This window comes from Blastococcus sp. SYSU DS0539, assembly GCF_054050855.1.
Map to the genome: position 1 here is coordinate 1 of NZ_JBJHAF010000023.1, position 23,445 is coordinate 23,445.

Below are 23,445 nucleotides of genomic sequence, written 5' to 3' on the forward strand. Positions count from 1 at the left end.
GCCGTGCAGCTGCACGGCGACCCGCCGTCCGGCCAGGGGACCCTCGGCGCCGGAGAGCAGGTGCTCGAGCACCTCGGCGGAGGACTCCGACTCCGGCGACCAGGCGTCGACCAGCCCACCGCCCCGGATCGCGCCGCGCGCCTTCGGGCCGCGCGCCAGCACCCGGGCTCCGCGCAGGTGCTCGACCAGCGGCAGGTCCCAGGCGTCGGCCGCCTCCAGCCAACCGCGGAAGCCGACCCCGGTGGTGGCGACGACGAGGTCGACCGGGGCCTCGAGCACCCGCCGGGTCGCCGCGACCAGCTCCGCGTCGTCGGCCAGCGGGACGATCCGGATCGCGGGGGCGTGCACGACACGGGCGCCCCGGCGGTCCAGCAGTGCCCCCAGCTCCTCCTTGCGGCGGGCGGCGGTCACCGCGACGGTGTAGCCGGCCAACGGGAGCTCGGCCGGCTGGTCCCCGACGGTGTCGGTCACGTGTCCCCCTCGGATGTGGTCGGTCCCCATCCTCCCCGGTATGGGGTTTCCGACGTGTGTCCTCGCCCGGTGGACGCGGCCGCGGTGACACGGGTCACCGCCCGCCGTCGACCACCACGTCGGCGAGCCGGGCGGCGAGCGTGGTCCTGCCCGAGCCGACCGGCCCGTCGACGCAGACCAGCCGGGTGCCGCCCAGCCGCGGGGCCGCGGCGAGCAGCCGGGCGGCCAGGTCGGCGAGGGTCAGCGGGGGCGCAACGTCCACGTGGGCACCGCTCCGCCGCTGCCGGTCACCAGCCCGCGGCTGGCCAGCAGCCGCAGGTGGGCGTCGGTCTCGGTGACGGCGAAGATCCGCATCCGCCGCTCGTACTGCTCCCAGGGGCGCGACCAGGTCAGGTGGGCGGCCAGGTCCCAGGGCGTGGCGCCGGGGTGGGCCGCGATGGCGGCCAGCAGCTCGGCCAGGCGCGCCTCGTGGTGCGCGGTGAGCGCGTCGACACGGTCGGCCAGCCCGCGGAAGCGCCACTCGTGGCCGGGCAGCACTTCGGTGGGGTCCAGGTCGCGCACCCCGGCCAGCGAGTCGAGGTAGTCGCGCAGCGGGTCCGGCGAGCCGTGGCCGGTGCTGGAGATGTTCGGGCTGATGCGCGGCAGCACGTGGTCGCCGGAGAACAGCAGCCCGGTGCGCTCCTCGGCGAAGCACAGGTGGCCGGGCGTGTGCCCCGGCGTGTGGACGGCGCGCAGCGACCACCCGGGGAACGCGGCGGAGTCGCCGTCCTCGAGCAGCCGGTCGGGCACCGCCATGCGGGTGAAGCCGGAGAGGTTCTCCGCACCGCCGACGTCGGCCTCCGCGTCCGCGCGCGGGGCCCCGAGGCCGACGAGGAACTCCACCTCGGCGGCGACGGCGGCGCGCGCCTCGATCCGGGTCAGCCGCTCCACCGCGCCGGCGTCGGCCGGGTGCATGGCGATCCAGGCGCCGCTGGCCTCCCGGACGCGGGCGGCGAGGCCCAGGTGGTCGAAGTGCAGGTGGGTCACCAGCACGCCGCGGACGTCGTCGACCGAGCCGCCGATCGAGGCCAGCCCGTCGGACAGCGCGGCCCACCCCTCGTCGCTCTCCCAGCCGGTGTCGATCAGGCCGAGCCCGCCGTCGGCGAGGGCGAAGGCGTAGACGCTCACGTAGCGCAGCGGGTTGTGCGGGATCGGCACGGGCACCGACCAGAGGTCCTCACGCAGCTGCTCGACCGGGGGGAGGGTGCGGGCCTGCCAGGCCGCGTGCTGGGCGGTGCCGGTGATCTCCACGTCGTCGCACTCTGCCAGCCGCGTCCGGCGCGTGTCCTGACACCATGGGCGTGTGAGCGGTTCCAAGCCCGTCGTGTCCACCGTCTCCGCCGTGCCCCGCCGGATGCGGCTCCTCCTCGCCGTCCTCGCGGTCGTCGTCGTGGTGGTGATGGTGCTGGTCGCGCTCTCCCTGCCGTCGACGACCAACACGGTGATCGACTACGGCGTCGTGGACCAGGCGGCGATGGTCGGGCTGGGCCTGGTCCTGGGCGCCGGCGTGGTGTTCCTCGGCCGGTCGCGGCTGGACGCCGACGCCGGCGGCATCCGGGTCCGGAATCTCGTCGTCCACCACCAGCTGCCGTGGACGGCGGTGCGTGCGGTGCGCTTCGAGCGCTCGTCCGCCTGGGGGTCGCTGCTGCTGGAGAACGGCGACGAGATCTCGCTGCACGCGCTGCAGGCCGTCGACGGGGAGGCCGCCGTGCGGGCGGTCGAGGGGCTGCGCGCGCTGCACGCCGCCGCCCGCGCCAAGGACCCGGTCCGGCCGCCCCTGCTCTACGACGACTGAGCGGCGGACCCGGTCCCGCCCCCCGCGGGGGTCGGAATGTTCCTCCGGGCCGGGACGCTGTATCGTGGGCGTGCCTCCCCGCTACATCGAGGCGCGCGAACCACCAGCGGCCCCGCCCGGGCCGCTGATCCAAGAGGAGCCCGCTCCCACCTGACGCCGTCCAGGCGCCCAGGTCCCGGATCGCGTGAGCCGGCCGCAGGCCGGTGATCGCGTACGCACGTACCCGCGAGGGTTCGTGCGCCACCGGCCGAGTGGGCCCCGTGAGCAGACGCTCGCGGGGCCTTCTGTGCGTCGGCGCCCGGGTGGGCCAGCGACTCCTCCCACGCAGCAGCGTAAGGAGAGGCCATCACCGAGCCCCGCATCAACGACCGTATCCGCGTTCCCGAGGTCCGCCTCGTGGGACCCGAGGGCGAGCAGGTCGGCATCGTGTCGATCGGCGAAGCGCTGCGCCTGGCCCAGGACTCCGAGCTCGACCTCGTCGAGGTCGCTCCCATGGCCCGGCCGCCCGTCGCCAAGCTCATGGACTACGGAAAGTTCAAGTACGAGTCCGCCCAGAAGGCCCGCGAGGCCCGGCGGAACCAGGCGCTCACCGTCATCAAGGAGATGCGGCTGCGCCTCAAGATCGACCCGCACGACTACGAGACCAAGAAGGGCCACGTCGAGCGCTTCCTCAAGGGCGGCGACAAGGTCAAGATCACCGTGATGTTCCGCGGTCGCGAGCAGTCGCGCCCGGAGATGGGCTACCGCCTGCTGCAGCGGTTGGCTGCCGACGTGTCCGAGCTGGGCGTCGTCGAGTCCAACCCGAAGCAGGACGGCCGGAACATGGTCATGGTGATCGCCCCGCACCGGAACGCCCAGGCGCTGCAGCAGCAGGCGCAGCAGAGCAAGAGCCGACCGGCCAAGGGTGAGCAGGCACAGGAAGCGGAGCAGGCGCCCAGCGCCTGACCTCCTGTTCCGCAGGAACCGCACCACCGAGACCACCGGGTGCGTGTGGCGGCTCGGCGCTGCCGCACCACCCGCATGAAGACGATCAGGACAGGCGAGGGACATGCCGAAGCAGAAGACCCACAAGGGCACCGCCAAGCGGGTGCGCGTCACGGGCACCGGGAAGCTCATGCGCGAGCAGGCGAACAACCAGCACAAGTTCGAGCACAAGTCCGGCACCCGCAAGCGCCGGCTCGACCAGGACCAGGTCGTCTCCCCGGCCGATGCCAAGAACCTCAAGAAGCTCCTGGGCATCTGAGCGTCCCCTCCACTGACCTTTAGAAAGACAGGAGCACTCACGTGGCACGCGTGAAGCGGGCGGTCAACGCCCAGAAGAAGCGCCGGACGACCCTGGAGGCCGCAGCCGGTTACCGCGGCCAGCGGTCCCGGCTGTACCGCAAGGCCAAGGAGCAGCTGCTCCACTCGGCGACGTACTCCTACCGCGACCGCAAGGCGCGCAAGGGTGACTTCCGCAAGCTGTGGATCACCCGCATCAACGCCGCGGCGCGCCTCAACGACATGACCTACAACCGGTTCATGCAGGGGCTCAAGCTCGCCGGCATCGAGCTGGACCGTCGCGTCCTCGCCGAGCTCGCCGTGAACGAGCCGGCCGCCTTCGCCGCCCTGGTGGAGACCGCGCGCGCCGCGGTCGCCGCCGATCCGGCGAACGAAGCCGCCGCCTGATCCAGGCGGTACCGAACAGCCCGACGCCGTCGGTGACCGGCCCTCCGTGGTCGGCGCCGGCGGCGTCGTCGCGTCCAGTGCAGGAGGGAGACCCCGTGACCGAGCCGCTCACCGAGCGCTCTGCCCGCATCGTCGCCGCGCGCAAGCTCACCCGGCGCGCCGGGCGGGACGCGGCGGGGCTCTTCCTCGCCGAGGGGCGGCAGGCCGTGGCCGAGGCGCTGGCCCAGCCCCACCGCGTCCGCGAGGTGTTCGCCACCGAGGCGGCCGCGGCCGCGCACCGCGACCTGCTCGCCGAGACGCGGGTGCCGGTGCGGCCGGTCACCGGGAAGGCCGCGGCCGGGCTGTCGGAGACCGTCACCCCGCAGGGGCTGGTCGCCGTGTGCGAACTGCGCGACGTCCCGGCCGACGACGTCCTGGCCGCCCCACCGGCCCTGGCGGTGGCGCTGGCCGAGCTCGCGGACCCGGGCAACGCCGGTACCGTGCTGCGGACGGCGGATGCCTGCGGGGCCGGTGCGGTCGTCTTCGGTGCCGGCTCGGCGGACCCGTACGGCGGCAAGGCCGTGCGGTCGAGCGCCGGCAGCCTGTTCCACCTCGACGTCGTCCGCGGCGCCCCGCTCGAGGAGTTCCTCCCGGCCTGGCGGGCCGGTGGAGGCACGGTGCTGGCCGCCGACGGCGGGGGAGAGGCGGCCCTCGACGAGGCGGCCGCCGGCGGTCGCCTCGCCGGTCCGGTGCTGTGGTTGTTCGGCAACGAGGCGCGGGGCGTGCCCGCCGATCTCGCCGCCCTGGCCGATGCCCGGGTGCGCATCCCGATGCGCGGCCGGGCGGAGAGCCTCAACCTGGCCGCCGCGGCAGCGATCTGCCTCTACACCACCCAGCTCGCCCAGGGCTGAGCCCGGCGCAGGCGCTCGTCGCCGTGGACGTCGCCGAGCACCCGTTGCACCGGCAGGTGCCCGAACCGGCTGCCGGCGCCCGGGATCGAGCAGTATCCGTGCACGGGTCGTAGGACTTCCCGGCGGCCGGCCCGAGGAGACTGGTGGCGAGGGCCCGGCGCTCGACGGGCGCCTTGCTGTCGTCCAGTCGGGGCCGGGACGGAAGGATGCGGGTCGTCGGCGAGCTCCCCCGGGACGTCGAGCACGGCTGGAGAGGGAAGGTAGCTGTTACCGTGGAACACACGCAGCGGGTCGCGGATGCTCCGGCACCCCCCACGACGGACGGACGTCGCTCCCGGTGGACCGAGCACCGTCGTGCCCGGCGGGAGGACCTCGTCGGCGCCGCCGTCGGGGCGGTCCGCCTGGCCGGTCCGGACTTCTCCGTCGACGACGTCGCCCGCAGCGCAGGGGTCTCGAAGACGGTGATCTACCGGTACTTCAGCGACAAGGACGAGCTGATCGACGCCGTCCTGGAGCGCATCTCCCAGGCGATCCTGCTGCCCCGCCTGCTCGGCGAGCTGACCGCCGACCGCGGGGCCGACGACCGGCAGCAGCTACGGGCGGTCATCGCCGCCTTCGTCTCGCTGATCGAGGACGAGCCGGCGCTCTACCGCTTCGCCTACGCCCAGGCCGGGCGCGCGGGCCGAGCCGACCTGGTGGCGGCCACCGAGCACGCCGTCGCCGGCGCGCTGGGCAGCCTGCTCGCCCAGCGGCTCACCGACGCCGGGCGCCCGGCCGAGGGCGCCATGACGTGGGCCTACGGCGTCGTCGGCATGGTCCAGCTGGCCACGCACTGGTGGTCGGGGGCGCGCACCGTGTCCGCGGCCGACCTGGTCGACCAGCTCACCGACCTGGCCGACGGCGGCCTGGGCACGCTGCTCCCGCCCCGGGGCTGACCGGCCCCCGCGTTCAGCGAGCGGCGGGGAGCCGGCCGGCCGCGCGGTCGGCCACGACCAGCAGCCCCGCGACGTCGTCGGCGTCGGCCGGGAAGCAACTCGCACCGGTCCGGACACCGGCCGACGGCGGCGTGCTCCCGACGACGACCGGCCCGCGGACCGCCTCCGCCAACTCGGCCCGCACCCGGTCGGCCTCCCGGGCGGCGCTGCCGGCCGCGAGGCAGGGCAGCACCACCACGAACGAGTCGCGGGTCCAGCGCGCGACCAGGTCGCCGCGCCGCAGCCGCCGCGGAGCCGCTGCGCCGTGGCGGTCACCAGCTCCTCCGCGGCAGCGCTGCCGTGCCGCTCCTCGACCGAGGCCAGATCGTCGACGGCCACCACCACGAGCGCCACGGCGTCCCCGGCGGCACGGGCGCTCCACAGCGCCGTCCCGGCCTGCTCCTACAGGTGCCGGCGGGTGGCCAGGCGGGTGAGCGGCTCGCGGGCCTCCTCGCCGGCGGCGACCGCGGTCCGGATGCGGGCCAGCGCACCGGGGTCGGTGTCGGGCCCCTGCAGGAAGCGGCAGTTGCGCCCCAGCAGCTCCTCCCGCGGCAGCCCGGCCAGCCGCTCGAAGGCGGGGTTGACGTACACCAGCGGCTGGTCGGGCAGGCGGACGTCGACCAGGCACACCCCGCTCGGCGTCGCCGCCAGGGCCCGCCGCACCAGTGCGGCGTCCCCGAGCAGCTCGGTCACCGTGGCCGCGGCGGCGGTCGCGGCGGGAGCGGGCCGGGCCTCCGGGCGGGGCGCCGTCGCGCCGGTGCGTGGCGCGACCCGGCCGAGCAGGCTGCGGGCCGCCCGGACGGCGACGTCGCGGTCGTAGGTGAGGGCGTACTCGAACTCCCGCTGCAGGTCCGGGCCGGTGGTCCCGAGGTCGCGCGCCACCAGGGCGACGCTGAAGTGCGGAGCCAGGACGACGACGTCCCACTCGCCGCGCACGGGGTCGCTCGCGGCCAGGTCGGTGCCGCGCAGGCCGGGCAGAGGCTCGGCGGGCAGCCCCTCGCCGAGCGCGCAGACGAAGCCGGTGCGCTCGACCAGGTCGCGGTACCGCTGCGCCGTCGCGGGGGTGAAGTGCCGGGCCTCCTGGAAGGTCGCCGTCACCACGCAGGTCTCGCCCAGCCGCAGGGCCTCGCGCTCCAGCTGCTTGCTCAGCTCGATCAGCAGCGCCTTCGGCGCCCGGCGCAGCGCCGTCCCCGCGGGGAGGCAGCCGAACGGCGAACCCGGCTCGACGCCGGCCTGCGCGTTCTCGACCGGCGGCGGCAGCGAGCCCGCCGGCCGGTCGGAGGCGGGTTCGGGCGCGGGGCGGCCGAACAGCCAGCCCTGCCCGAGGGTGGCGCCGAGCGCGCGGGCCATGGCCAGGTGGGTGTCGTCCTCGATGCCCTCGGCGAGCACCGCGGCCCCGGTCGCCTGGGCGTAGGCGTTGACCGCGTTCATGATCTGCGCGATCGCCGGGCCGGGGCGCTCCTGCACCAACCGGAGATCCAGCTTCACCACGTCCGGGCGCAGCATCGGCATGAACGCCAGGGACATGGCATCGGCGCCGACGTCGTCCAGCGCGATGCCCCAGCCCAGCTCCCGGACCCGTGCCACCGTGCGCAGCAGCTCGGCCGGCCGGGCGGCGAGCGCCCGCTCGGTGATCTCCAGGACCACCCGCAGCCCACCGGGCGCGGCCTCGGCGATGGCGAGCAACTCCTCCAGCGGCGCGGTGTCGAGCACCTCGGGCTCGACGTTGACGAACAGCGCCAGGGGCGCGGGCAGGCCGTGCCGCACCGCGCCGCTGAACGCGGCCACGCGGCAGGCGGCGTCCAGCTCGGCGAGCAGACCGGCCTCCCGGGCGGCGGCGAACAGCAGGTCCGGGCGCTGCAGCGGCCCCTCGGGCCCGCGCGCGAGCGCCTCGTAGGCCACCACGGAGCCGGTGTCGAGCTCGACGATGGGCTGGAACACGCTGCGCACCCCGCCGGGGCGGAGGGCGGCGGTCAGGGCGGGGTCGGGCATCGGGTGTGCGAGGTCCACGGAGGGGAGATCGGCCGGGCGGGCGCCCGTCCGGAGCCGAACCGGCCGCGCTCGCCCCGAAGGGGGAGGCCGGGTCGGTGGCACCCAGGCGCGGGCCCCGGCGGTCGCCGGGCAGAATGGCCTCCCGTGTCTGGCGCCAACGATCCCTACGACCCGAAGCAGGTCGCCGCGCTGTCCCAGGAGGCCCTGGGCTCCGCGCTGGAGCTCGGCGTCGCGGCGTTCGCGAACGCGGCCGACCTGGCGCAGCTCGCGGCCGTGCGGCCCGACCACCTCGGTGACCGGGCGCCGCTGCTGCTCGCCCGGCGTGAGCTGGGCGCGCTGCCCCCCGCGGCGCGCTCCGACGCGGGCAAGCGGCTCAACAGCGTGCTCGGCGAGCTCAAGCGGTCCTACGCCGAGCGGCTGGCCCAGCTGGAGGCCGAGCGGGACGAGCGGGTGCTGGCCGAGGAGCGGGTCGACGTCACCCTGCCCTGGGACCGCAGCCCGCGCGGCGCCCGGCACCCGCTGACCACGCTGACCGACCGGATCGCCGACATCTTCGTGGGCATGGGGTACGCGGTCGCCGAGGGCCCGGAGCTCGAGGCGGAGTGGCTGAACTTCGACGCGCTCAACATCGGCCCCGACCACCCGTCGCGGTCGATGATGGACACCTTCTTCGTCGCGCCCGAGGACTCCGGGCTGGTGCTGCGCACCCACACCAGCCCGGTGCAGGCGCGCACCATGCTCGACCGGCAGCCGCCGATCTACGTCGTCGCGCCGGGGCGGGTCTACCGGACCGACGAGCTGGACGCGACGCACCTGCCGGTCTTCCACCAGGTCGAGGGCCTCGCCGTCGACCGGGGGCTGACCATGGCCCACCTGCGCGGCACGCTCGACCACCTGGCCCGGCAGCTGTTCGGCCCGGACGCGCGCACCCGGTGGCGGCCGCACTTCTTCCCCTTCACCGAGCCGTCGGCGGAGTTCGACGTCTGGTTCCCCGAGCACCGGGACGGCCCGCAGTGGGTCGAGTGGGGTGGCTGCGGGATGGTCAACCCGCGGGTGCTGCGCGCCTGCGGCATCGACCCCGACGTCTACTCCGGCTTTGCCTTCGGCATGGGCATCGAGCGGGCGCTGCAGTTCCGCTCCGCGGTGTCGGACATGCACGACATCGCCGAGGCCGACGTCCGCTTCACGATGCCTTTCGGAGTTGAGCAGTGAAGGTCCCCATCAGCTGGCTGTCCGAGCTCGTCGACCTCCCGGCCGGCCTCACCGTCGACCAGCTCGACGACGCCTTCGTCCGGCTCGGCTTCGAGGTGGAGGACGTCGGCCGCCCACCGGTGACCACCGGCCCGCTCGTCGTCGGCCGGGTGCTGGAGATCGAGGAGCTGACCGGCTTCAAGAAGCCGATCCGCTACTGCCAGGTCGAGGTCGGGGAGCCGGAGCCGCGCGGCATCGTCTGCGGCGCCCGCAACTTCGCCGTCGGCGACCTGGTGGTCGCCGCGCTGCCCGGTGCGGTGCTCCCCGGCGACTTCGCCATCGCCGCGCGCACGACCTACGACCACGTCTCGGACGGGATGATCTGCTCGGTCCGCGAGCTGGGCATCGGCGAGGACCACGCGGGCATCCTGGTGCTGGGCCAGGGTGGCTACGTGCCGGGCACCCCGGCGGCGGACGTGCTGGGCCTGGACGACGTCGTCTTCGACCTCGAGGTGACGCCGGACCGCGGCTACGCCATGTCGATGCGCGGGATCGCCCGCGACCTGGCCGGCGTGCTCGGCGTCCCCTGGCGCGACCCGGCCGACCTCCCGCTGCCGGACTGGTCCGGCGCGCCGGCGTGGGAGGTCACCGTCGCCGACCCCGACCGCTGCGACCGGTTCTCCATGCTCGCGCTGGAGGGCCTCGACCCGGCCGCGCCCAGCCCGTGGGCCCTCCGCCGGCGGCTCACCCAGTGCGGGGTGCGCAGCATCTCGCTGGCCGTCGACGTCACCAACTACGTGATGCTCGAGCTCGGCCAGCCGATGCACGCCTTCGACCGCGACGCCGTGCGCGGGCCGATCACGGTCCGCCGGGCGACGGCGGGGGAGCGGCTCACCACCCTCGACGGCGCCGACCGCGTGCTCACCGACGACGACCTGCTGATCACCGACGACTCCGGGCCCATCGGCATGGCCGGCGTCATGGGCGGCGCGTCCACCGAGATCGGCGACGCCACCAGCGCGGTGCTGCTCGAGGCCGCGCACTGGGAGCAGACCGGCATCTCCCGCGGCGTCCGCCGGCACCGGCTGCCCAGCGAGGCCGGCAAGCGCTTCGAGCGCGGCACCGACCCCGAGGTCACCGTCGTGGCCCTCGCCCGGGCGGCCGCGCTGCTCGTCGAGCACGGCGGCGCCCGGGTGACCGGCGCGCCGGTCGACGTCGACAGCCGCGGCCCGCGCCCGGTCGTCGCCCTGGACGCCGGGCTGCCCGGCCGGATCGCCGGCGTGCCGTACACCCGCGACCAGGTGGTCGAGGCGCTCGAGGTCATCGGCTCGCAGGTCGCCGGCGACGCCGACACCCTGGTGGTGACCCCGGCGTCCTGGCGCGGTGACCTCCGCGAGCCCGCCGACCTCGTCGAGGAGGTCGTGCGCTTCCGCGGCTTCGACGAGATCCCCTCGATCCTGCCGACCGCGCCGCCCGGCGGAGGGCTCACCGAGCGGCAGCGCCGGCGGCGCAGCATCGGCCGCGCGCTGGCCGACGCCGGCTACGTCGAGGCCCCCTCCTTCCCGTTCCTCGGTTCCGCGCAGCTCGACGCCCTCGGCCTGCCCGAGGACGACGAGCGCCGACGGGTGAACACCGTCCGCAACCCGCTGTCGGAGGAGGCCCCGGCGCTGCGCACCACGCTGCTGCCCGGACTGCTGGCCGCCCTGGCCCGCAACCTCGCCCGCGGCCGGCGCGACGTCGCCGTCTTCGAGCACGGCACGGTGTTCCCCGGCCGGGAGCGCACCGCCGCGCCGCTGCCGGGCGTCGACCGCCGGCCCGACGACGCCACCCTCGCCGCCCTGCTGGGCGCGGTGCCGGCGCAGCCGTGGCACGTGGCCGTGGCGCTCACCGGGCAGCGCGAGCCGCGCGGCTGGTGGGGCCCCGGCCGCCCCGCCGAGTGGGCCGACGCGGTGCAGGCCGCCCACGTGGTGGCCCAGGCCGCCGGCGCGGAGCTCACCGTGCGCGCGGGCGACCGGGCGCCCTGGCACCCGGGCCGGTGCGCCGAGCTGCTGGTCGGCGACCGGGTGGTCGGCTACGCCGGCGAGCTGCACCCGCGGGTGTGCGCGGCGCTGGACCTCCCGGCCCGCACCTCGGTGATGGAGCTCGACGCCGACGCGCTGCCCGCGCCGGCCGTGCCGCAGGCGCCGTCGATCTCCACCTTCCCGCCGGTCCTGATCGACCTGGCCCTGGTGGTGCGGGACGAGGTCCCCGCGGCCGACGTCGCGGCGGCGCTGCGCGAGGGTGCGGGCGAGCTGCTGGAGTCGCTGCGGCTGTTCGACGTCTACACCGGCGCGCCGGTGCCGGCGGGCTCCCGCTCCCTGGCCTACGCGCTCACCCTGCGGGCGCCGGACCGCACGCTCACCGGTGAGGAGGCGACCGCCGTCCGCGACGCGGCGCTGGCCGCCGCCACCGCCCGGACGGGGGCCCGGCTCCGTGGCTGACCTCTCCGGCCAGGTCGCGCTGGTCACCGGCGCCTCCACCGGCATCGGCCGGCACCTGGTCGAGGGGCTGGCCGCCCGCGGCATGGCCGTGGCCGGCCTGGCCCGGACCGAGGACCGGCTGCGGACGGCGATGGCCGAGGTCGCCGACGTCACGGGCGTGCGCACCCTGGCGGTCGCCGCCGACGTCACCGACCGCGCGTCGGTGGAGGAGGCGACCGCGCGGGTGGTCGCCGAGCTGGGGCAGGTGGACCTGCTGGTCAACAACGCCGGGCTGATCGACGAGTTCGAGGTGCCGGTGTGGGAGGCCGACCCGGACCAGTGGTGGGACGTCGTCTCCAGCCACGTCCGCGGCGCGCAGCTGACCATCCGCTCGCTGGTGCCGTGGATGGTGCTGCGCAACCGCGGCCGGGTGGTCAACATCGCCAGCGGCATGAGCACCCGCGCCAATCCCGACTACTCCGCCTACTCGGTGGCCAAGACCGGGCTGATGCGGCTCACCGAGAGCCTGGCCACCGCCCTGGAGGGCTCGGACGTGCGGGCCTTCGACGTCGCGCCCGGCGTCGTGGACACCCCGATGACCCGCTCGATGCACATGTGGCAGGGCTTCACGGACTGGACGCCGCCGGAGCAGGTGGTCGAGCTGGTCGCGGCGATCGCGGCCGGCGAGCTCGACCAGTGGTCGGGCCGCTTCGTCCGCGCCGGCAAGGACGACCTGGCCACGCTCCGGGCCACCACGCCTGAGGACGCCGCCCGGCGACTGCGGCTGCGGCCCTACGGGGACGCCGACCCGCTCGGCTGAGCCCCCGGTCCTCCGGTGGCCCCGGCGCCGTTGACCCCGCCGGGCGGGCGTGCCACGGTGCGGAGACGGTGCCGAGCGAGGGGGGCGCAGCATGGCGACCTCCTCCCCGGGTGCCCGCGGGCTGATCGCCGTCTCGCTCGTGGGCCTCGCCGCGTTCGCCGCCTGGTCCGGGCGGGCCGCGTGGGCGGACAGCGGCGGGTTCGCCCTCGTGCTGTTCGGCGTCCCGCTGACCTGCGGGCTGCTCGCCCTGTGGGCGGAGCGCGCGAGCGGGACGATGCTCGCGCCGGCGGTGGTCGCCCTCCTCGGGGCCGTCTCGGTCGGGTGGTCGCTGCTCACCGGCCTGGGCCTCGGGCTCGGCTTCCTGCTGCCGTCGCTCCTGCTGCTGGCCGCCGCGACGATCTCGTGGGTGGACCGCGGGCGGGACCGCCCGCGACCGCTGCGCACCTGACCCGCGGAACCGGACGGGAGGGACTCCGACGCCGGAGCCGGGCCGATCACACGATCGTGGCCAGTGCCCCCGGCGCGATGTCGACGGACACGGGGGTGCCCGCGTCCAGCGCCACCAGCTCACCGTCCAGCTGCAGCGGCATAGGGGCCAGCGTCGTGAAGGCGTAGTGGGTGGCGCCGGGCTGGGGGCCCAGTCCTCTGGTCACTGCCCTGATCGCGGTGGACAGCACGCGCAGCTTGCCGGTCTGCCGCTCGGTGATCACCTCGAAGCGACCGTCGTCCGGGACGCCGCTGTCGCTGAGCTTCGCGTACTTGGCCATCTCGGGAATGTTGGCGAACACCAGGCTGTCGATCCGGTGGCGGCGGCCGTCCTCGAGCCGGATGGGGAAGGGCCGGAAACGCGAGAACCCCCGGACCACCGATGCGATCTCGCGCCACGACCCCTTGCCGCCCTTCTCCAGGTCCACCGCGACGACCGGTGTCAGGCCGGCGCCTATGTAGGAGTGCGCGTATCGGACCCAGGCGGCGGTACCGCTCCCGACGGTCAGCCGGAGCAGGTCGATCCGCCGGACGTCGCCGGCCACGATCGCGTCAGCCAGCGGCCTCTCCCGGGTGGTCCGCCGGTGGTCGTTGGCGTTTCCGGCGGCGTGCACCGCGCAGACCGCGCGGTCGTTCCCGGCGTCCATGACGCCGTTGACCACCTCGTTGTAGCCGCCGTCGCCGCTCACCGAGACGATGAGGGGGCTCTCCGAGCCGGCGGCTTCCCGGGCGAGGTCGCGGGCGTGCCCGGCATGGTGGGTGGGGGAGAGCTCCAGCGGCACAGCCGCGAGCCGGTCCGCCAGGTCGCTCCGGAGCTCCTCGGCCGACTCCTGAGCGCTACCGGTGCTCTGCGGGTTGTAGACGATGACGATCCGGTCGAACGAGGTCACCCCCGGCCACTGCCCACGGTGCGAGGTGCGCAGTCCCCGTGGGACCGACCGGCCCGGGTGAGCTGTCCTGCCCGACCGGCTCGACTGTGCGGTCGTCGGTGGCGTCCGGCACGGTTCCCGGCCCTGGAGCCGGGGCTGGAGGCGGCGGCCACGCTGCTGCGCTGAGCGTCGCGACCGTGCCGGCGTCCGTCGCTGCGGCGGCGTTCGCCCGGCTGCACCCGGCAACCACCCGGGCCCGGGGCGGCGCCGCGGGTCACCGATATCCCGGTGAACGGTCATGCACAGCCGTGTATGGTCATGCATCGTGAGCACAGGGCAGACGTGGACGGTCGGGGTCACCGGCGCCACCGGGTACGCGGGAGGCGAGGTGTGCCGGCTGCTGGCCGGGCATCCGGACCTCCGGCTGGCCGGGGTGCACGCCAACTCGAGCGCCGGCCGACGCCTGGGTGAGCTGCAGCCCCATCTGCTGCCCTTCGCCGGCATGGAGGTGCAGCCCAGCGACGCGGCGAGCCTCGCCGGCTACGACGTCGTCGTCCTGGCGCTGCCGCACGGGGAGTCGGCGGCGATCGCCGACCAGCTGCCCGCCGAGACGCTGGTCATCGACTGCGGCGCCGACCACCGGCTCAACGACCCCGCAGCCTGGGCGCGCTGGTACGGCGGCGTGCACGCCGGCACCTGGCCCTACGGCCTGCCCGAGCTGCCCGGTCAGCGGGAGAAGCTGGCGGGCGCGACGCGGATCGCCGTCCCCGGCTGCTACCCGACCTCGGTCACCCTCGCCCTCGCCCCGGCGCTGGCCGCCGGGCTGGTCGAGCCCGACGTCGTGGTCGTCGCCGCCAGCGGGACGAGCGGCGCGGGGAAGTCGCCCAAGCCGCACCTGCTCGGCAGCGAGGTCATGGGTGCGGCCAGCGCCTACGGCGTCGGGGGAGTGCACCGGCACACGCCGGAGATGATCCAGGGGCTCACCCAGGCCGCGGGCGCGCCGGTGAGCGTCAGCTTCACCCCCACCCTGGTCCCGATGAGCCGGGGGATCCTGGCCACCTGCTCGGCGAGGCTGCGGCCCGGGATCGACGCGGACGCCGCCCGGGCCGCCTACGCGGAGGCCTACGCCGACGAGCCGTTCGTCCACCTGCTGCCCGAGGGGCAGTGGCCCACCACCGCCCAGGTGCTGGGGGCCAACACCGTCGCGCTGCAGGTCGCGGTGGATGCCGACGCGAACCGGCTGGTCGTCGTCGCCGCCGTCGACAACCTCACCAAGGGCACCGGGGGAGCGGCGCTCCAGTGCGCCAACCTCGCCCTCGGCCTGCCCGAGACCACCGGCCTCCCCCTGGTTGGAGTTGCACCGTGACCGTCACCGCCCCGCAGGGGTTCTCCGCCGCCGGCGTCGCGGCCGGGCTCAAGTCCTCCGGGGACCCGGACGTCGCCGTCGTCCTCAACACCGGGCCCGACGACGCCGCCGCCGCCGTCTTCACCACCAACCGCTTCCCGGCCGCGCCCGTGCAGTGGAGCCGGCAGGTGCTGGCCGGGCAGCGGGCGCGCGCGGTCGTCCTCAACTCCGGCGGGGCGAACGCCTGCACCGGCCCCGAGGGCTTCCAGGACACCCACGCCACCGCCGAGCACGCCGCCGCGCAGCTGGAGATCGGCGCGATCGACGTCGCCGTCGCCAGCACCGGCCTGATCGGCATGCGGCTGCCCATGGCGAAGCTCACCGCCGGGGTCACCGCCGCGGTGCAGGCGCTGAGCGGGGACGGCGGCCTCGACGCCGCCCGCGCGATCATGACCACCGACTCGGTGCCGAAGACGACGGCCCAGCAGCGCGACGGCTGGACCGTGGGCGGCATGGCCAAGGGCGCGGGCATGCTCGCCCCCAGCCTCGCCACGATGCTCGTGGTCCTCACCACCGACGCGACCGCCGACCCCGACGTCCTGCAGCGGGCGCTCAGGACGGCGACCGCGGTCAGCTTCGAGCGGGTCGACTCCGACGGCTGCCTGTCCACCAACGACACGGTGATCGTGCTGGCCAACGGCGCGTCCGGCGTCACGCCGACCGAGGAGGAGCTCACCGAGGCCCTCACCGCGGCGGCGACCGACCTGGCCATGCAGCTGCTCGCCGACGCCGAGGGCTCCACCAAGGACATCGCGATCACCGTCCGCAGCGCCGCCACGGTCGAGGACGCGCTGACCGCCGGCCGGGCCTGCGCACGCAACAACCTGCTCAAGACGGCTCTGTTCGGCAACGACCCGAACTGGGGCCGGGTGCTGGCCGCCATCGGCACCACCGACGCCGCGTTCGAGGCCGACCAGGTCGACGTCACGATCAACGGCGTCACCGTGTGCCGCGGCGGCGCGATCGGCGACCCGCGGGAGGGCGTCGACCTCACCGGCCGGGAGATCACCATCGACGTCGACCTGAGGGCCGGCACCGAGCAGGCGACCATCTGGACCAACGACCTGTCGATCGCCTACGTGCACGAGAACTCGGCCTACTCCACATGAGCCAGCACCAGGACCCCGCACTCCAGGACCCCGCACCCCAGGACCCGACGCCCCCCGACGTCCGGATCGACGAGCCGGTTCCCCCGCCGCGGTCGCCGCGGACGGTCGGCACCCGCCGGGTGATGCGGACGAAGGACCCCGAGGGTGACGCCGCCAAGGTCGCCGTCCTCACCGGGGCGCTGCCGTGGCTCAAGGAGTTCCACGGCAACGTCGTCGTCATCAAGTACGGCGGGCACGCCATGGTCGACGACGAGTGCCGCCGGGCCTTCGCCGAGGACATGGTCTTCCTGCGGACCTGCGGCATCCTGCCCGTGGTCGTGCACGGCGGCGGCCCGCAGATCAGCGCCATGCTGGCCAAGCTCGGGATCGGCAGCGAGTTCCGCGGCGGCCTGCGGGTGACCACCCCCGAGACGATCGACGTCGTCCGCATGGTGCTCACCGGCCAGGTCGGCCCCGACATCGTCGGGCTGATCAACCAGCACGGGCCGATGGCGGTGCACCTGTCCGGGGAGGACGGCGGCCTGTTCACCGCGCAGCGGACCACCGCGGTGGTGAACGGCGAGCCGGTCGACGTCGGCCTGGTCGGCGACGTGGTGGCGGTGGACACCACCCCGGTCACCGCGCTGCTCGACGCCGGCCACATCCCGGTGGTGGCCAGCGTCGCCCCGGATGCCGACGGCGTCGTGCACAACGTCAACGCCGACACCGCGGCGGCGGCGCTCGCCGCGGCGCTGGGCGCGGTGAAGCTCGTCGTGCTCACCGACGTCGAGGGGCTCTACGCCGACTGGCCGGACCGTGACTCGCTGGTCCAGCAGATCGACGCCCGCGAGCTGGCCGAGATCCTGCCCACGCTGGACGCCGGGATGATCCCGAAGATGGCCGCCTGCCTGCGGGCGGTCGAGGGCGGAGTGAGGCGGGCGACCGTCGTCGACGGCCGGACGCCGCACGCCCTGCTGCTGGAGACGTTCACCACCGAAGGCACCGGGACGATGGTCGTCCCGGCGAAGGACCAGAAGGAGGGCACAGCATGACGACGCACACCGAGGAGCTGGCCCGCCGCTGGTCGGCCGTGATGATGAACAACTACAAGGCGCCGCCGGTCGCGCTCGCCTCCGGCTCCGGGGCGACCGTCACCGACGTCGACGGGCGCCAGTACACCGACCTGCTCGGTGGCATCGCGACGACGATCCTCGGCCACGCCCACCCCCGGGTGGTCGAGGCGATCACCGCCCAGGCGGCGAAGCTGGGCCACGTCTCCAACCTGGCCATGCACGAGCCGGGCATCCTGCTCGCCGAGCGGCTGCTCGACCTCGCCGGCCGGCCCGGGCGGGTCTTCTTCTGCAACTCCGGCGCCGAGGCCAACGAGGCGGCGTTCAAGCTCAGCCGGCTCACCGGCCGCCCGCGGGTGATCACCGCCGAGGGCGCCTTCCACGGCCGGACGATGGGCGCGCTCGCGCTCACCGGGCAGCCGTCCAAGGCCGCCGCGTTCGCCCCCCTGCCCGGCGGCGTCACCTACGTGCCGTACGGGGACGAGGCCGCGCTGGCCGGCGCCGTCTCCGCCCAGACCGCGATGGTGCTGCTCGAGCCGATGCTCGGCGAGGGCGGCGTGCTGCCCGCGCCGGCCGGCTACCTCCCCGCCGCCGCCTCCGCCGCGTCCGAGGCCGGCGCGCTGTTCGCCGTCGACGAGGTGCAGACCGGCATCGGCCGCACCGGCCACTGGTTCGCGCACCAGGCCGACGGCCTGCACCCCGACGTCATCACGCTGGCCAAGGCGCTCGGCGGCGGCCTGCCCATTGGTGCGATGCTCGCCTTCGGCGAGGCCGCGGACCTGCTGACGGCGGGCTCCCACGGCTCCACCTTCGGTGGCAACCCGATCGCCGCCGCCGCCGCGCTGGCCGTGCTCGACACCATCCGCGACGAGGGGCTGCTGGAGCGCGCCAAGGAGCTCGAGCACCGGTTCACCACCGGCATCGAGGGGCTCGGGCACGCCGGCATCAGCGGCGTCCGGGGGCGGGGCGCGCTGCTCGGCGTCGTCCTCACCGCCGACGTCGCCGCCGCCCTGGAGACCACCCTCCGGACCGCCGGCTTCCTGACCAACGCGGTCGGGCCGGGCGTGCTGCGCCTCGCCCCGCCCCTCGTCCTCACCGACGCGCAGGTCGACGCCTTCGTCGCGGCCCTGCCCGCTGCCCTCGACACCGCTCTGGAGAACGGCTCGTGACCCGGCACTTCCTGAAGGACGACGACCTCGCCCCGGACGAGCAGGCCGAGGTGCTGGCGCTGGCCGCCTCGCTCAAGGCGAGCCGGCACACGGCGGAGGCGCCCACCCCGCTGCGCACCCCGAACGGCACGCCGCGCGCGGTGGCGGTGCTCTTCGACAAGCCCTCGACCCGCACCCGGGTGTCCTTCTCCGTCGGTGTGGCCGAGCTCGGCGGCTACCCGCTGGTCATCGACGCCGGCAGCAGCCAGCTGGGCCGCGGCGAGCCCATCGCGGACACCGCCCGCGTGCTCGACCGGCAGGCCGCCGCGATCGTCTGGCGGACCTTCGGCCAGGACCGGATCGAGGCCATGGCGTCGGTCAGCCGGGTGCCGGTGGTCAACGCCCTCACCGACGAGTACCACCCGTGCCAGATCCTCGCGGACCTGCAGACGGTGATCGAGCACAAGGGCTCGCTGGCCGGCCGCTCGATGACCTACCTGGGCGACGGCGCCAACAACATGGCGCACTCCTACCTGCTCGGCGGCGCCACGGCCGGCATGCACGTGCGGATCGGGTCCCCGGAGACCTTCCGCCCCGACCCGGCCGTGCTGGAGCGGGCCGCGGCGATCGCGGCGGCCACCGGCGGCTCGGTCGGCTGGACCGCCGACGCCGACGCCGCCGCCGACGGGGCCGACGTCCTGGTCACCGACACCTGGGTCTCCATGGGTCAGGAGGACGAGCACGACACCCGCGTCGCCCCGTTCCTGCCCTACGCCGTCGACGAGGCAGCCCTCGCCCGCGCCGCCGACGACGCCGTCGTCCTGCACTGCCTGCCGGCCTACCGCGGCAAGGAGATCGCCGCCGAGGTGATCGACGGGCCGCAGAGCGTGGTCTGGGACGAGGCGGAGAACCGGCTGCACGCGCAGAAGGCGCTGCTGACCTGGCTGCTGGAGAAGAACTCGTGACCGTCGGGTGCCCGGTGCGCCGCCGTCCCGCGCGACGCCGGCGCCCCGGGGCACGGCCGGCATGACCCAGGCGCTGACGCGGTCGGCCCGGCAGGCGCGGATCCGCCAGCTGATCGAGGCCCAGCCGGTGACCTCGCAGACCCAGCTCGCCGCGCTGCTGGCCGGATCGGGCATCGAGGTCACCCAGGCCACGCTCTCCCGGGACCTCGAGGAGCTCGGCGCGGTCAAGATGCGCGGTTCCGACGGCGCCCCGGCGTCCTACGTGCTGCCGCCGGAGAACGCCCCGCTGCGCCCGGCCCAGGCGGCGCCGGCCCGGCTGACCCGGCTGCTGGCCGACCTGCTCACCGGCGCCGAGGGCAGCGCCAACCTCGCCGTGCTGCGCACGCCGCCCGGCGCCGCGCAGTTCCTGGCCTCGGCGCTGGACAAGGTGGGCCTCCCCGATGTCCTGGGCACGATCGCGGGGGACGACACTCTGCTGGTCGTCTCGCGCGACCCCGACGGCGGGCCGGCCCTGGCCGACCGGCTGCGCGCGCTCGCGCAGCGCACCCCCGCCGTCTACCCCGAACTGAGCGCCGACCTGGAAGAGGAACCCGGCACGTGAGCAGCAGCGGACCTGGATCGCAGACCCGGCTCTGGGGCGGACGCTTCGGCGGCGGCCCCTCGCCGGCGATGACGGCGCTGTCGAAGTCCACGCACTTCGACTGGCAGCTGGCGCCCTTCGACCTGGCGGGCTCCCGGGCCCACGCCCGCGTGCTGCACCGCGCCGGCCTGCTGGCCGACGACGAGCTCGAGCAGATGATCGGGGCCCTCCGGGAGCTCTCCGCGGAGGTCGCGGCCGGCACCTTCACCGCGATCGACTCCGACGAGGACGTGCACGAGGCGCTCGAGCGCGGTCTCACCGAGAAGCTCGGCGCGCTGGGCGGCAAGCTGCGCGCCGGCCGCAGCCGCAACGACCAGATCGCGACCGACCTGCGGCTGTACCTGCGCCACTCCGTGCGGGCCCTGGTCGGCGAGCTCTCGTCGCTGGAGTTCGCCCTCGTCGGCCTGGCCGAGCGGTACCGGGACGTCGCGGCGCCGGGGATGACCCACCTGCAGCACGCCCAGCCCGTGCTCATCGCCCACCAGCTGCTGGCGCACGCCCACTCGATCGCCCGCGACGTCGACCGCCTGCAGGACTGGGACCGGCGGGCCGCCGTCAGCCCCTACGGCTCCGGCGCGCTGGCCGGCTCGTCGCTGCCGCTGGACCCCGACGCCGTCGCCGCGGAGCTCGGTTTCGACCGGGCCTCGGACAACTCCATCGACGGCGTGAGCGATCGCGACTTCGCCGCCGAGTTCTGCTTCGTCGCCGCCCTGCTCGGCGTCCACCTCTCCCGGCTGGGCGAGGAGGTCGTGCTCTGGACCTCGACGGAGTTCGGCTGGGCGCGCCTGGACGACGCCTGGGCGACCGGGTCGTCGATCATGCCGCAGAAGAAGAACCCCGACATCGCCGAGCTGGCGCGAGGGAAGTCGGGTCGCTTCGTCGGCAACCTCACCGGCATTCTCACCATGCTCAAGGGGTTGCCGCTGGCCTACGACCGCGACCTGCAGGAGGACAAGGAGCCGGTCTTCGACTCCATGGAGCAGCTGCTCCTCCTGCTGCCCGCCGTCACCGGGATGATCGCGACGCTGACCCTGCGCCCCGAGGTGCTCGAGGCCGCCGCGCCGCAGGGCTTCGCGCTGGCCACCGACGTCGCCGAGTGGCTGGTCCGGCAGGGGGTTCCGTTCCGCTCGGCGCACGAGATCAGCGGCGCGATGGTCGCCTTCTGCGAGGAGGCCGGGCTGGAGCTCGACCAGCTCGACGACGACCAGCTGGCCGGCATCGACGAGCGGCTGACGCCGGAGGTGCGCTCGGTGCTCTCGGTGCGCGGCGCGCTCGCCGCGCGCAGCACCCGCGGTGGAACCGCACCGGAACGGGTCGCCGAGCAGGTCGCCTCGCTCACGGACCTCGCGGCCGCGCACGCGCGCTGGGCCTCGTCGTCGCCGGTGGCGCCGGTCCTCTGACCGTGCCGCCGTCCGACGCTCCCCGGCCCGGGCCGGGCCCCCTGGTCCGCGCGGAGGACCTGCTCGGGCCGGTCGACGTCGTGGCTCCGGCGCTGCTCGGCTGCTGGGTGGTCACCGACCGCCCCGAGGGCCGGGTGGCGCTGCGGCTGACGGAGGTCGAGGCCTACTCCGGGCAGGGGGAGGACCCGGCCTCGCACGCCCACGGCGGGCCGACGCCGCGGGCGGAGATCATGTTCGGCCCGCCGGGGCGGCTGTACGTGTACTTCAGCTACGGCGTGCACTGGTGCGCCAACGTCGTCGTCGGCCCGGAGGGGCGCGGCTCGGCGGTGCTGATGCGGGCCGGTGCGGTCATGGTGGGGGAGGAGCTGGCGCGGCGGCGCCGGCCCGCCGCCCGGACCGCCCGGGACCTGGCCCGGGGGCCGGCCCGGCTCACCCAGGCGCTGGGCATCGGGCCCGCGGACCGGGGGAGCGACCTGCTCGACGCCGGCGGTCCCGTCCGGCTGCACCGGGGCGGCCCCCCGGCCGCCGTCTCGGCCGGACCGCGGGTCGGCATCAGCAAGGCCACCGAGCTGCCGTGGCGGTTCTGGGAGACCGGCGCCCCCTCGGTGAGCGTGTTCCGGGCGGGCGGGAAGCCGCGACGCCGGGGCGCCGGGCAGGATGGACCCCCGTGACCGACGTGATCGACGAGCTGCACCGCCGCGGGCTGATCGCCCAGAGCACCGACGAGGCCGCGCTGCGCGCCCATCTCGCCGAGGGTCCGGTCGCGTACTACGCCGGCTTCGACCCGACCGCGCAGAGCCTGCACGTGGGGCACCTGCTCCAGTTCATGGTGCTCCGCGCCCTCCAGCGGGCCGGTCACCAGCCCGTCGTCCTCGTCGGCGGCGCGACCGGCCTGATCGGCGATCCCCGGCCGTCGTCCGAGCGCCAGCTCAACGACCGGGACACCGTGGCGGCCTGGGTGGAGCGCATCCGCGAGCAGGTCGCGCCGTTCCTGGACGTGCCCGCCGAGACCGAGGGCCTGCGGGGTCCGGTCTACGTGAACAACCTGGAGTGGACCGCGCCCGTCTCGGCGATCGACTTCCTCCGCGACCTGGGCAAGCACTTCCGGGTCGGCAAGATGCTGGCCAAGGAGGCGGTCTCCGCGAGGCTGAACTCCGAGGCGGGGATCAGCTACACGGAGTTCAGCTACCAGATCCTGCAGGCCAACGACTTCCGGGAGCTGCACCGGCGGCACGGGGTCACGCTGCAGACCGGCGGGTCCGACCAGTGGGGCAACCTGACGGCGGGGATCGATCTGGTGCGCCGCACCGAGGGAGCGGCGGTGCACGCGCTGTCCACCCCGCTGGTGACGAAGTCCGACGGCACGAAGTTCGGCAAGTCCGAGGGCGGCGCGGTGTGGCTGGACCCGGCGCTGACGTCGCCGTACGCCTTCTTCCAGTTCTGGCTCAACGCCGACGACGCGGACGCCCGGATGTGGCTGCCCCTGTACTCGGAGCGCCCGGCCGAGGAGCTCGAGGCGCTGATCGCCGAGAGCATCGAGCGGCCGGCGGCGCGCACGGCGCAGCGGGCCCTCGCCGAGGAGCTGACCCTGCTCGTGCACGGACCCGACCAGCTGCGCCAGGCGGAGGCCGCCGGCCGGGCCCTGTTCGGCCGCGAGGACCTCGCCTCCCTCGACGCCGCGACGCTGACGGCGGCCCTCGAGGAGGCCGGGAGCATCACCGTCGACGGCGAGGTGCCGACCGTGGCCCAGCTGCTGCAGCAGACCGGCCTCGTCGCCAGCCTGTCCGAGGCGCGGCGCACGGTGAAGGAGGGCGGCGCCTACCTCAACAACGAACGGGTGACCGACGCCGAGGTCGTGCCCCCGAACGACGCCTGGCTGGCCGGGGGGTGGCTGGTGCTGCGGCGTGGCCGGCGGGCGATCGCCGGGGTCCGCCGGGCCGGCTGACCTCCGCCCGGCCCGTGGATGACGGGTGGGTGTCGGGGGTGTGGCGGGGGCGTGTCGGGGGTCACGGGGGGTGGGTTTGACCGGGCTGGGAGGGGCGTGTAACTTTCTCTTTGCGCCGAGCGGCCCGGAA

General features: G+C 75.3%; 25 protein-coding genes. 19 read left to right on the forward strand and 6 right to left on the reverse strand.

Annotation, left to right across the window (positions count from 1 at the left end):
- The 3 genes from ACI790_RS19530 to ACI790_RS19540 form a co-directional block, all read right to left on the reverse strand.
- Positions 1-471, reverse strand: a 471-nt coding sequence (locus ACI790_RS19530) for a uroporphyrinogen-III synthase (protein ID WP_456571453.1), incomplete at its 3' end; no start/stop codon positions are given.
- Positions 472-565: 94 nt separating this feature from the next.
- Positions 566-733, reverse strand: coding sequence for a hypothetical protein (locus tag ACI790_RS19535; RefSeq protein WP_456571454.1), 168 nt, complete (start codon positions 731-733; stop codon positions 566-568).
- The gene (locus ACI790_RS19540; protein WP_456571455.1) at positions 712-1,761 is read right to left on the reverse strand and encodes an MBL fold metallo-hydrolase; all 1,050 of its coding nucleotides are present in this window, start codon (positions 1,759-1,761) and stop codon (positions 712-714) included. Before ACI790_RS19540 ends, ACI790_RS19535 begins: the two co-directional genes overlap by 22 nt.
- 52 nt (positions 1,762-1,813) lie before the next feature.
- Between ACI790_RS19540 and ACI790_RS19545 the strand changes: the two genes are divergently transcribed.
- The 6 genes from ACI790_RS19545 to ACI790_RS19570 all read left to right on the forward strand — a co-directional run bounded on the left by ACI790_RS19545 (position 1,814) and on the right by ACI790_RS19570 (position 5,798).
- Positions 1,814-2,305, forward strand: a complete 492-nt coding sequence (locus ACI790_RS19545; protein ID WP_456571456.1) for a PH domain-containing protein — start codon at positions 1,814-1,816, stop codon at positions 2,303-2,305.
- A 396-nt stretch (positions 2,306-2,701) separates the two neighbouring features.
- Positions 2,702-3,250, forward strand: a complete 549-nt coding sequence (infC, locus tag ACI790_RS19550) for a translation initiation factor IF-3 (RefSeq protein ID WP_456571457.1) — start codon at positions 2,702-2,704, stop codon at positions 3,248-3,250.
- A gap of 103 nt (positions 3,251-3,353) precedes the next feature.
- Positions 3,354-3,548: a 50S ribosomal protein L35 gene (gene rpmI, locus ACI790_RS19555; RefSeq protein WP_269194637.1), complete on the forward strand. Its 195-nt coding sequence runs from the start codon at positions 3,354-3,356 to the stop codon at positions 3,546-3,548.
- Between the two features lie 41 nt (positions 3,549-3,589).
- Positions 3,590-3,973, forward strand: coding sequence for a 50S ribosomal protein L20 (gene rplT / locus ACI790_RS19560; protein ID WP_456571458.1), 384 nt, complete (start codon positions 3,590-3,592; stop codon positions 3,971-3,973).
- A 95-nt stretch (positions 3,974-4,068) separates the two neighbouring features.
- Positions 4,069-4,863, forward strand: a complete 795-nt coding sequence (locus ACI790_RS19565; RefSeq protein ID WP_456571459.1) for a TrmH family RNA methyltransferase — start codon at positions 4,069-4,071, stop codon at positions 4,861-4,863.
- A 272-nt stretch (positions 4,864-5,135) separates the two neighbouring features.
- Positions 5,136-5,798 (forward strand): TetR/AcrR family transcriptional regulator, encoded by a 663-nt coding sequence (locus ACI790_RS19570; protein ID WP_456571460.1) that lies wholly within the window; start codon positions 5,136-5,138, stop codon positions 5,796-5,798.
- A gap of 13 nt (positions 5,799-5,811) precedes the next feature.
- Here the strand turns inward: ACI790_RS19570 and ACI790_RS19575 are convergent, their stop codons facing one another.
- Both ACI790_RS19575 and ACI790_RS19580 read right to left on the reverse strand, forming a co-directional pair.
- A complete protein-coding gene (locus tag ACI790_RS19575; protein ID WP_456571461.1) occupies positions 5,812-6,036 on the reverse strand; it encodes a hypothetical protein in 225 nt (74 codons plus the stop codon).
- Between the two features lie 203 nt (positions 6,037-6,239).
- Entirely contained in the window at positions 6,240-7,829 is a 1,590-nt protein-coding gene (locus ACI790_RS19580; protein WP_456571462.1) for an EAL domain-containing protein, read from the reverse strand.
- A gap of 144 nt (positions 7,830-7,973) precedes the next feature.
- Here ACI790_RS19580 and pheS point away from each other — a divergent pair, with 144 nt between their 5' ends.
- From pheS to ACI790_RS19600, 4 genes are all read left to right on the forward strand, one after another.
- On the forward strand, positions 7,974-9,041 hold the full coding sequence (gene pheS / locus ACI790_RS19585) for a phenylalanine--tRNA ligase subunit alpha (RefSeq protein ID WP_456571463.1): 1,068 nt from the start codon (positions 7,974-7,976) through the stop codon (positions 9,039-9,041).
- Positions 9,038-11,500, forward strand: a complete 2,463-nt coding sequence (gene pheT / locus ACI790_RS19590; RefSeq protein ID WP_456571464.1) for a phenylalanine--tRNA ligase subunit beta — start codon at positions 9,038-9,040, stop codon at positions 11,498-11,500. Before pheS ends, pheT begins: the two co-directional genes overlap by 4 nt.
- Positions 11,493-12,299, forward strand: coding sequence for an SDR family NAD(P)-dependent oxidoreductase (locus ACI790_RS19595; protein WP_456571465.1), 807 nt, complete (start codon positions 11,493-11,495; stop codon positions 12,297-12,299). Before pheT ends, ACI790_RS19595 begins: the two co-directional genes overlap by 8 nt.
- A gap of 91 nt (positions 12,300-12,390) precedes the next feature.
- The gene (locus ACI790_RS19600) at positions 12,391-12,747 is read left to right on the forward strand and encodes a hypothetical protein (protein ID WP_456571466.1); all 357 of its coding nucleotides are present in this window, start codon (positions 12,391-12,393) and stop codon (positions 12,745-12,747) included.
- A 46-nt stretch (positions 12,748-12,793) separates the two neighbouring features.
- On the opposite strand, the gene ACI790_RS19605 is transcribed toward ACI790_RS19600, so the two are convergent.
- On the reverse strand, positions 12,794-13,675 hold the full coding sequence (locus tag ACI790_RS19605) for a diacylglycerol/lipid kinase family protein (RefSeq protein ID WP_456571467.1): 882 nt from the start codon (positions 13,673-13,675) through the stop codon (positions 12,794-12,796).
- 304 nt (positions 13,676-13,979) lie between these two features.
- Here ACI790_RS19605 and argC point away from each other — a divergent pair, with 304 nt between their 5' ends.
- The 9 genes from argC (at position 13,980) to tyrS (ending at position 23,315) form a co-directional block, all read left to right on the forward strand.
- Positions 13,980-15,020: an N-acetyl-gamma-glutamyl-phosphate reductase gene (gene argC / locus ACI790_RS19610; RefSeq protein WP_456571468.1), complete on the forward strand. Its 1,041-nt coding sequence runs from the start codon at positions 13,980-13,982 to the stop codon at positions 15,018-15,020.
- Positions 15,017-16,168 carry a bifunctional glutamate N-acetyltransferase/amino-acid acetyltransferase ArgJ gene (gene argJ / locus ACI790_RS19615; protein ID WP_456571469.1) on the forward strand — a complete coding sequence of 384 codons (1,152 nt, stop codon included), beginning with the start codon at positions 15,017-15,019 and terminating at the stop codon, positions 16,166-16,168. The genes argC and argJ overlap by 4 nt, the downstream gene beginning before the upstream one ends.
- Positions 16,165-17,199: an acetylglutamate kinase gene (gene argB / locus ACI790_RS19620; protein WP_456571470.1), complete on the forward strand. Its 1,035-nt coding sequence runs from the start codon at positions 16,165-16,167 to the stop codon at positions 17,197-17,199. The genes argJ and argB overlap by 4 nt, the downstream gene beginning before the upstream one ends.
- Positions 17,196-18,386 (forward strand): acetylornithine transaminase, encoded by a 1,191-nt coding sequence (locus tag ACI790_RS19625; protein WP_456571471.1) that lies wholly within the window; start codon positions 17,196-17,198, stop codon positions 18,384-18,386. Before argB ends, ACI790_RS19625 begins: the two co-directional genes overlap by 4 nt.
- Positions 18,383-19,330 (forward strand): ornithine carbamoyltransferase, encoded by a 948-nt coding sequence (gene argF / locus ACI790_RS19630; protein WP_456571472.1) that lies wholly within the window; start codon positions 18,383-18,385, stop codon positions 19,328-19,330. The genes ACI790_RS19625 and argF overlap by 4 nt, the downstream gene beginning before the upstream one ends.
- Positions 19,331-19,391: 61 nt before the next feature.
- Positions 19,392-19,931 (forward strand): arginine repressor, encoded by a 540-nt coding sequence (locus ACI790_RS19635; RefSeq protein ID WP_456571473.1) that lies wholly within the window; start codon positions 19,392-19,394, stop codon positions 19,929-19,931.
- Positions 19,928-21,370 carry an argininosuccinate lyase gene (gene argH / locus ACI790_RS19640; RefSeq protein ID WP_456571474.1) on the forward strand — a complete coding sequence of 481 codons (1,443 nt, stop codon included), beginning with the start codon at positions 19,928-19,930 and terminating at the stop codon, positions 21,368-21,370. Before ACI790_RS19635 ends, argH begins: the two co-directional genes overlap by 4 nt.
- Before the next feature lie 2 nt (positions 21,371-21,372).
- Positions 21,373-22,041 (forward strand): DNA-3-methyladenine glycosylase, encoded by a 669-nt coding sequence (locus tag ACI790_RS19645; protein WP_456571475.1) that lies wholly within the window; start codon positions 21,373-21,375, stop codon positions 22,039-22,041.
- Positions 22,038-23,315 carry a tyrosine--tRNA ligase gene (gene tyrS, locus ACI790_RS19650; RefSeq protein ID WP_456571476.1) on the forward strand — a complete coding sequence of 426 codons (1,278 nt, stop codon included), beginning with the start codon at positions 22,038-22,040 and terminating at the stop codon, positions 23,313-23,315. Before ACI790_RS19645 ends, tyrS begins: the two co-directional genes overlap by 4 nt.
- Positions 23,316-23,445 lie beyond the last annotated feature (130 nt).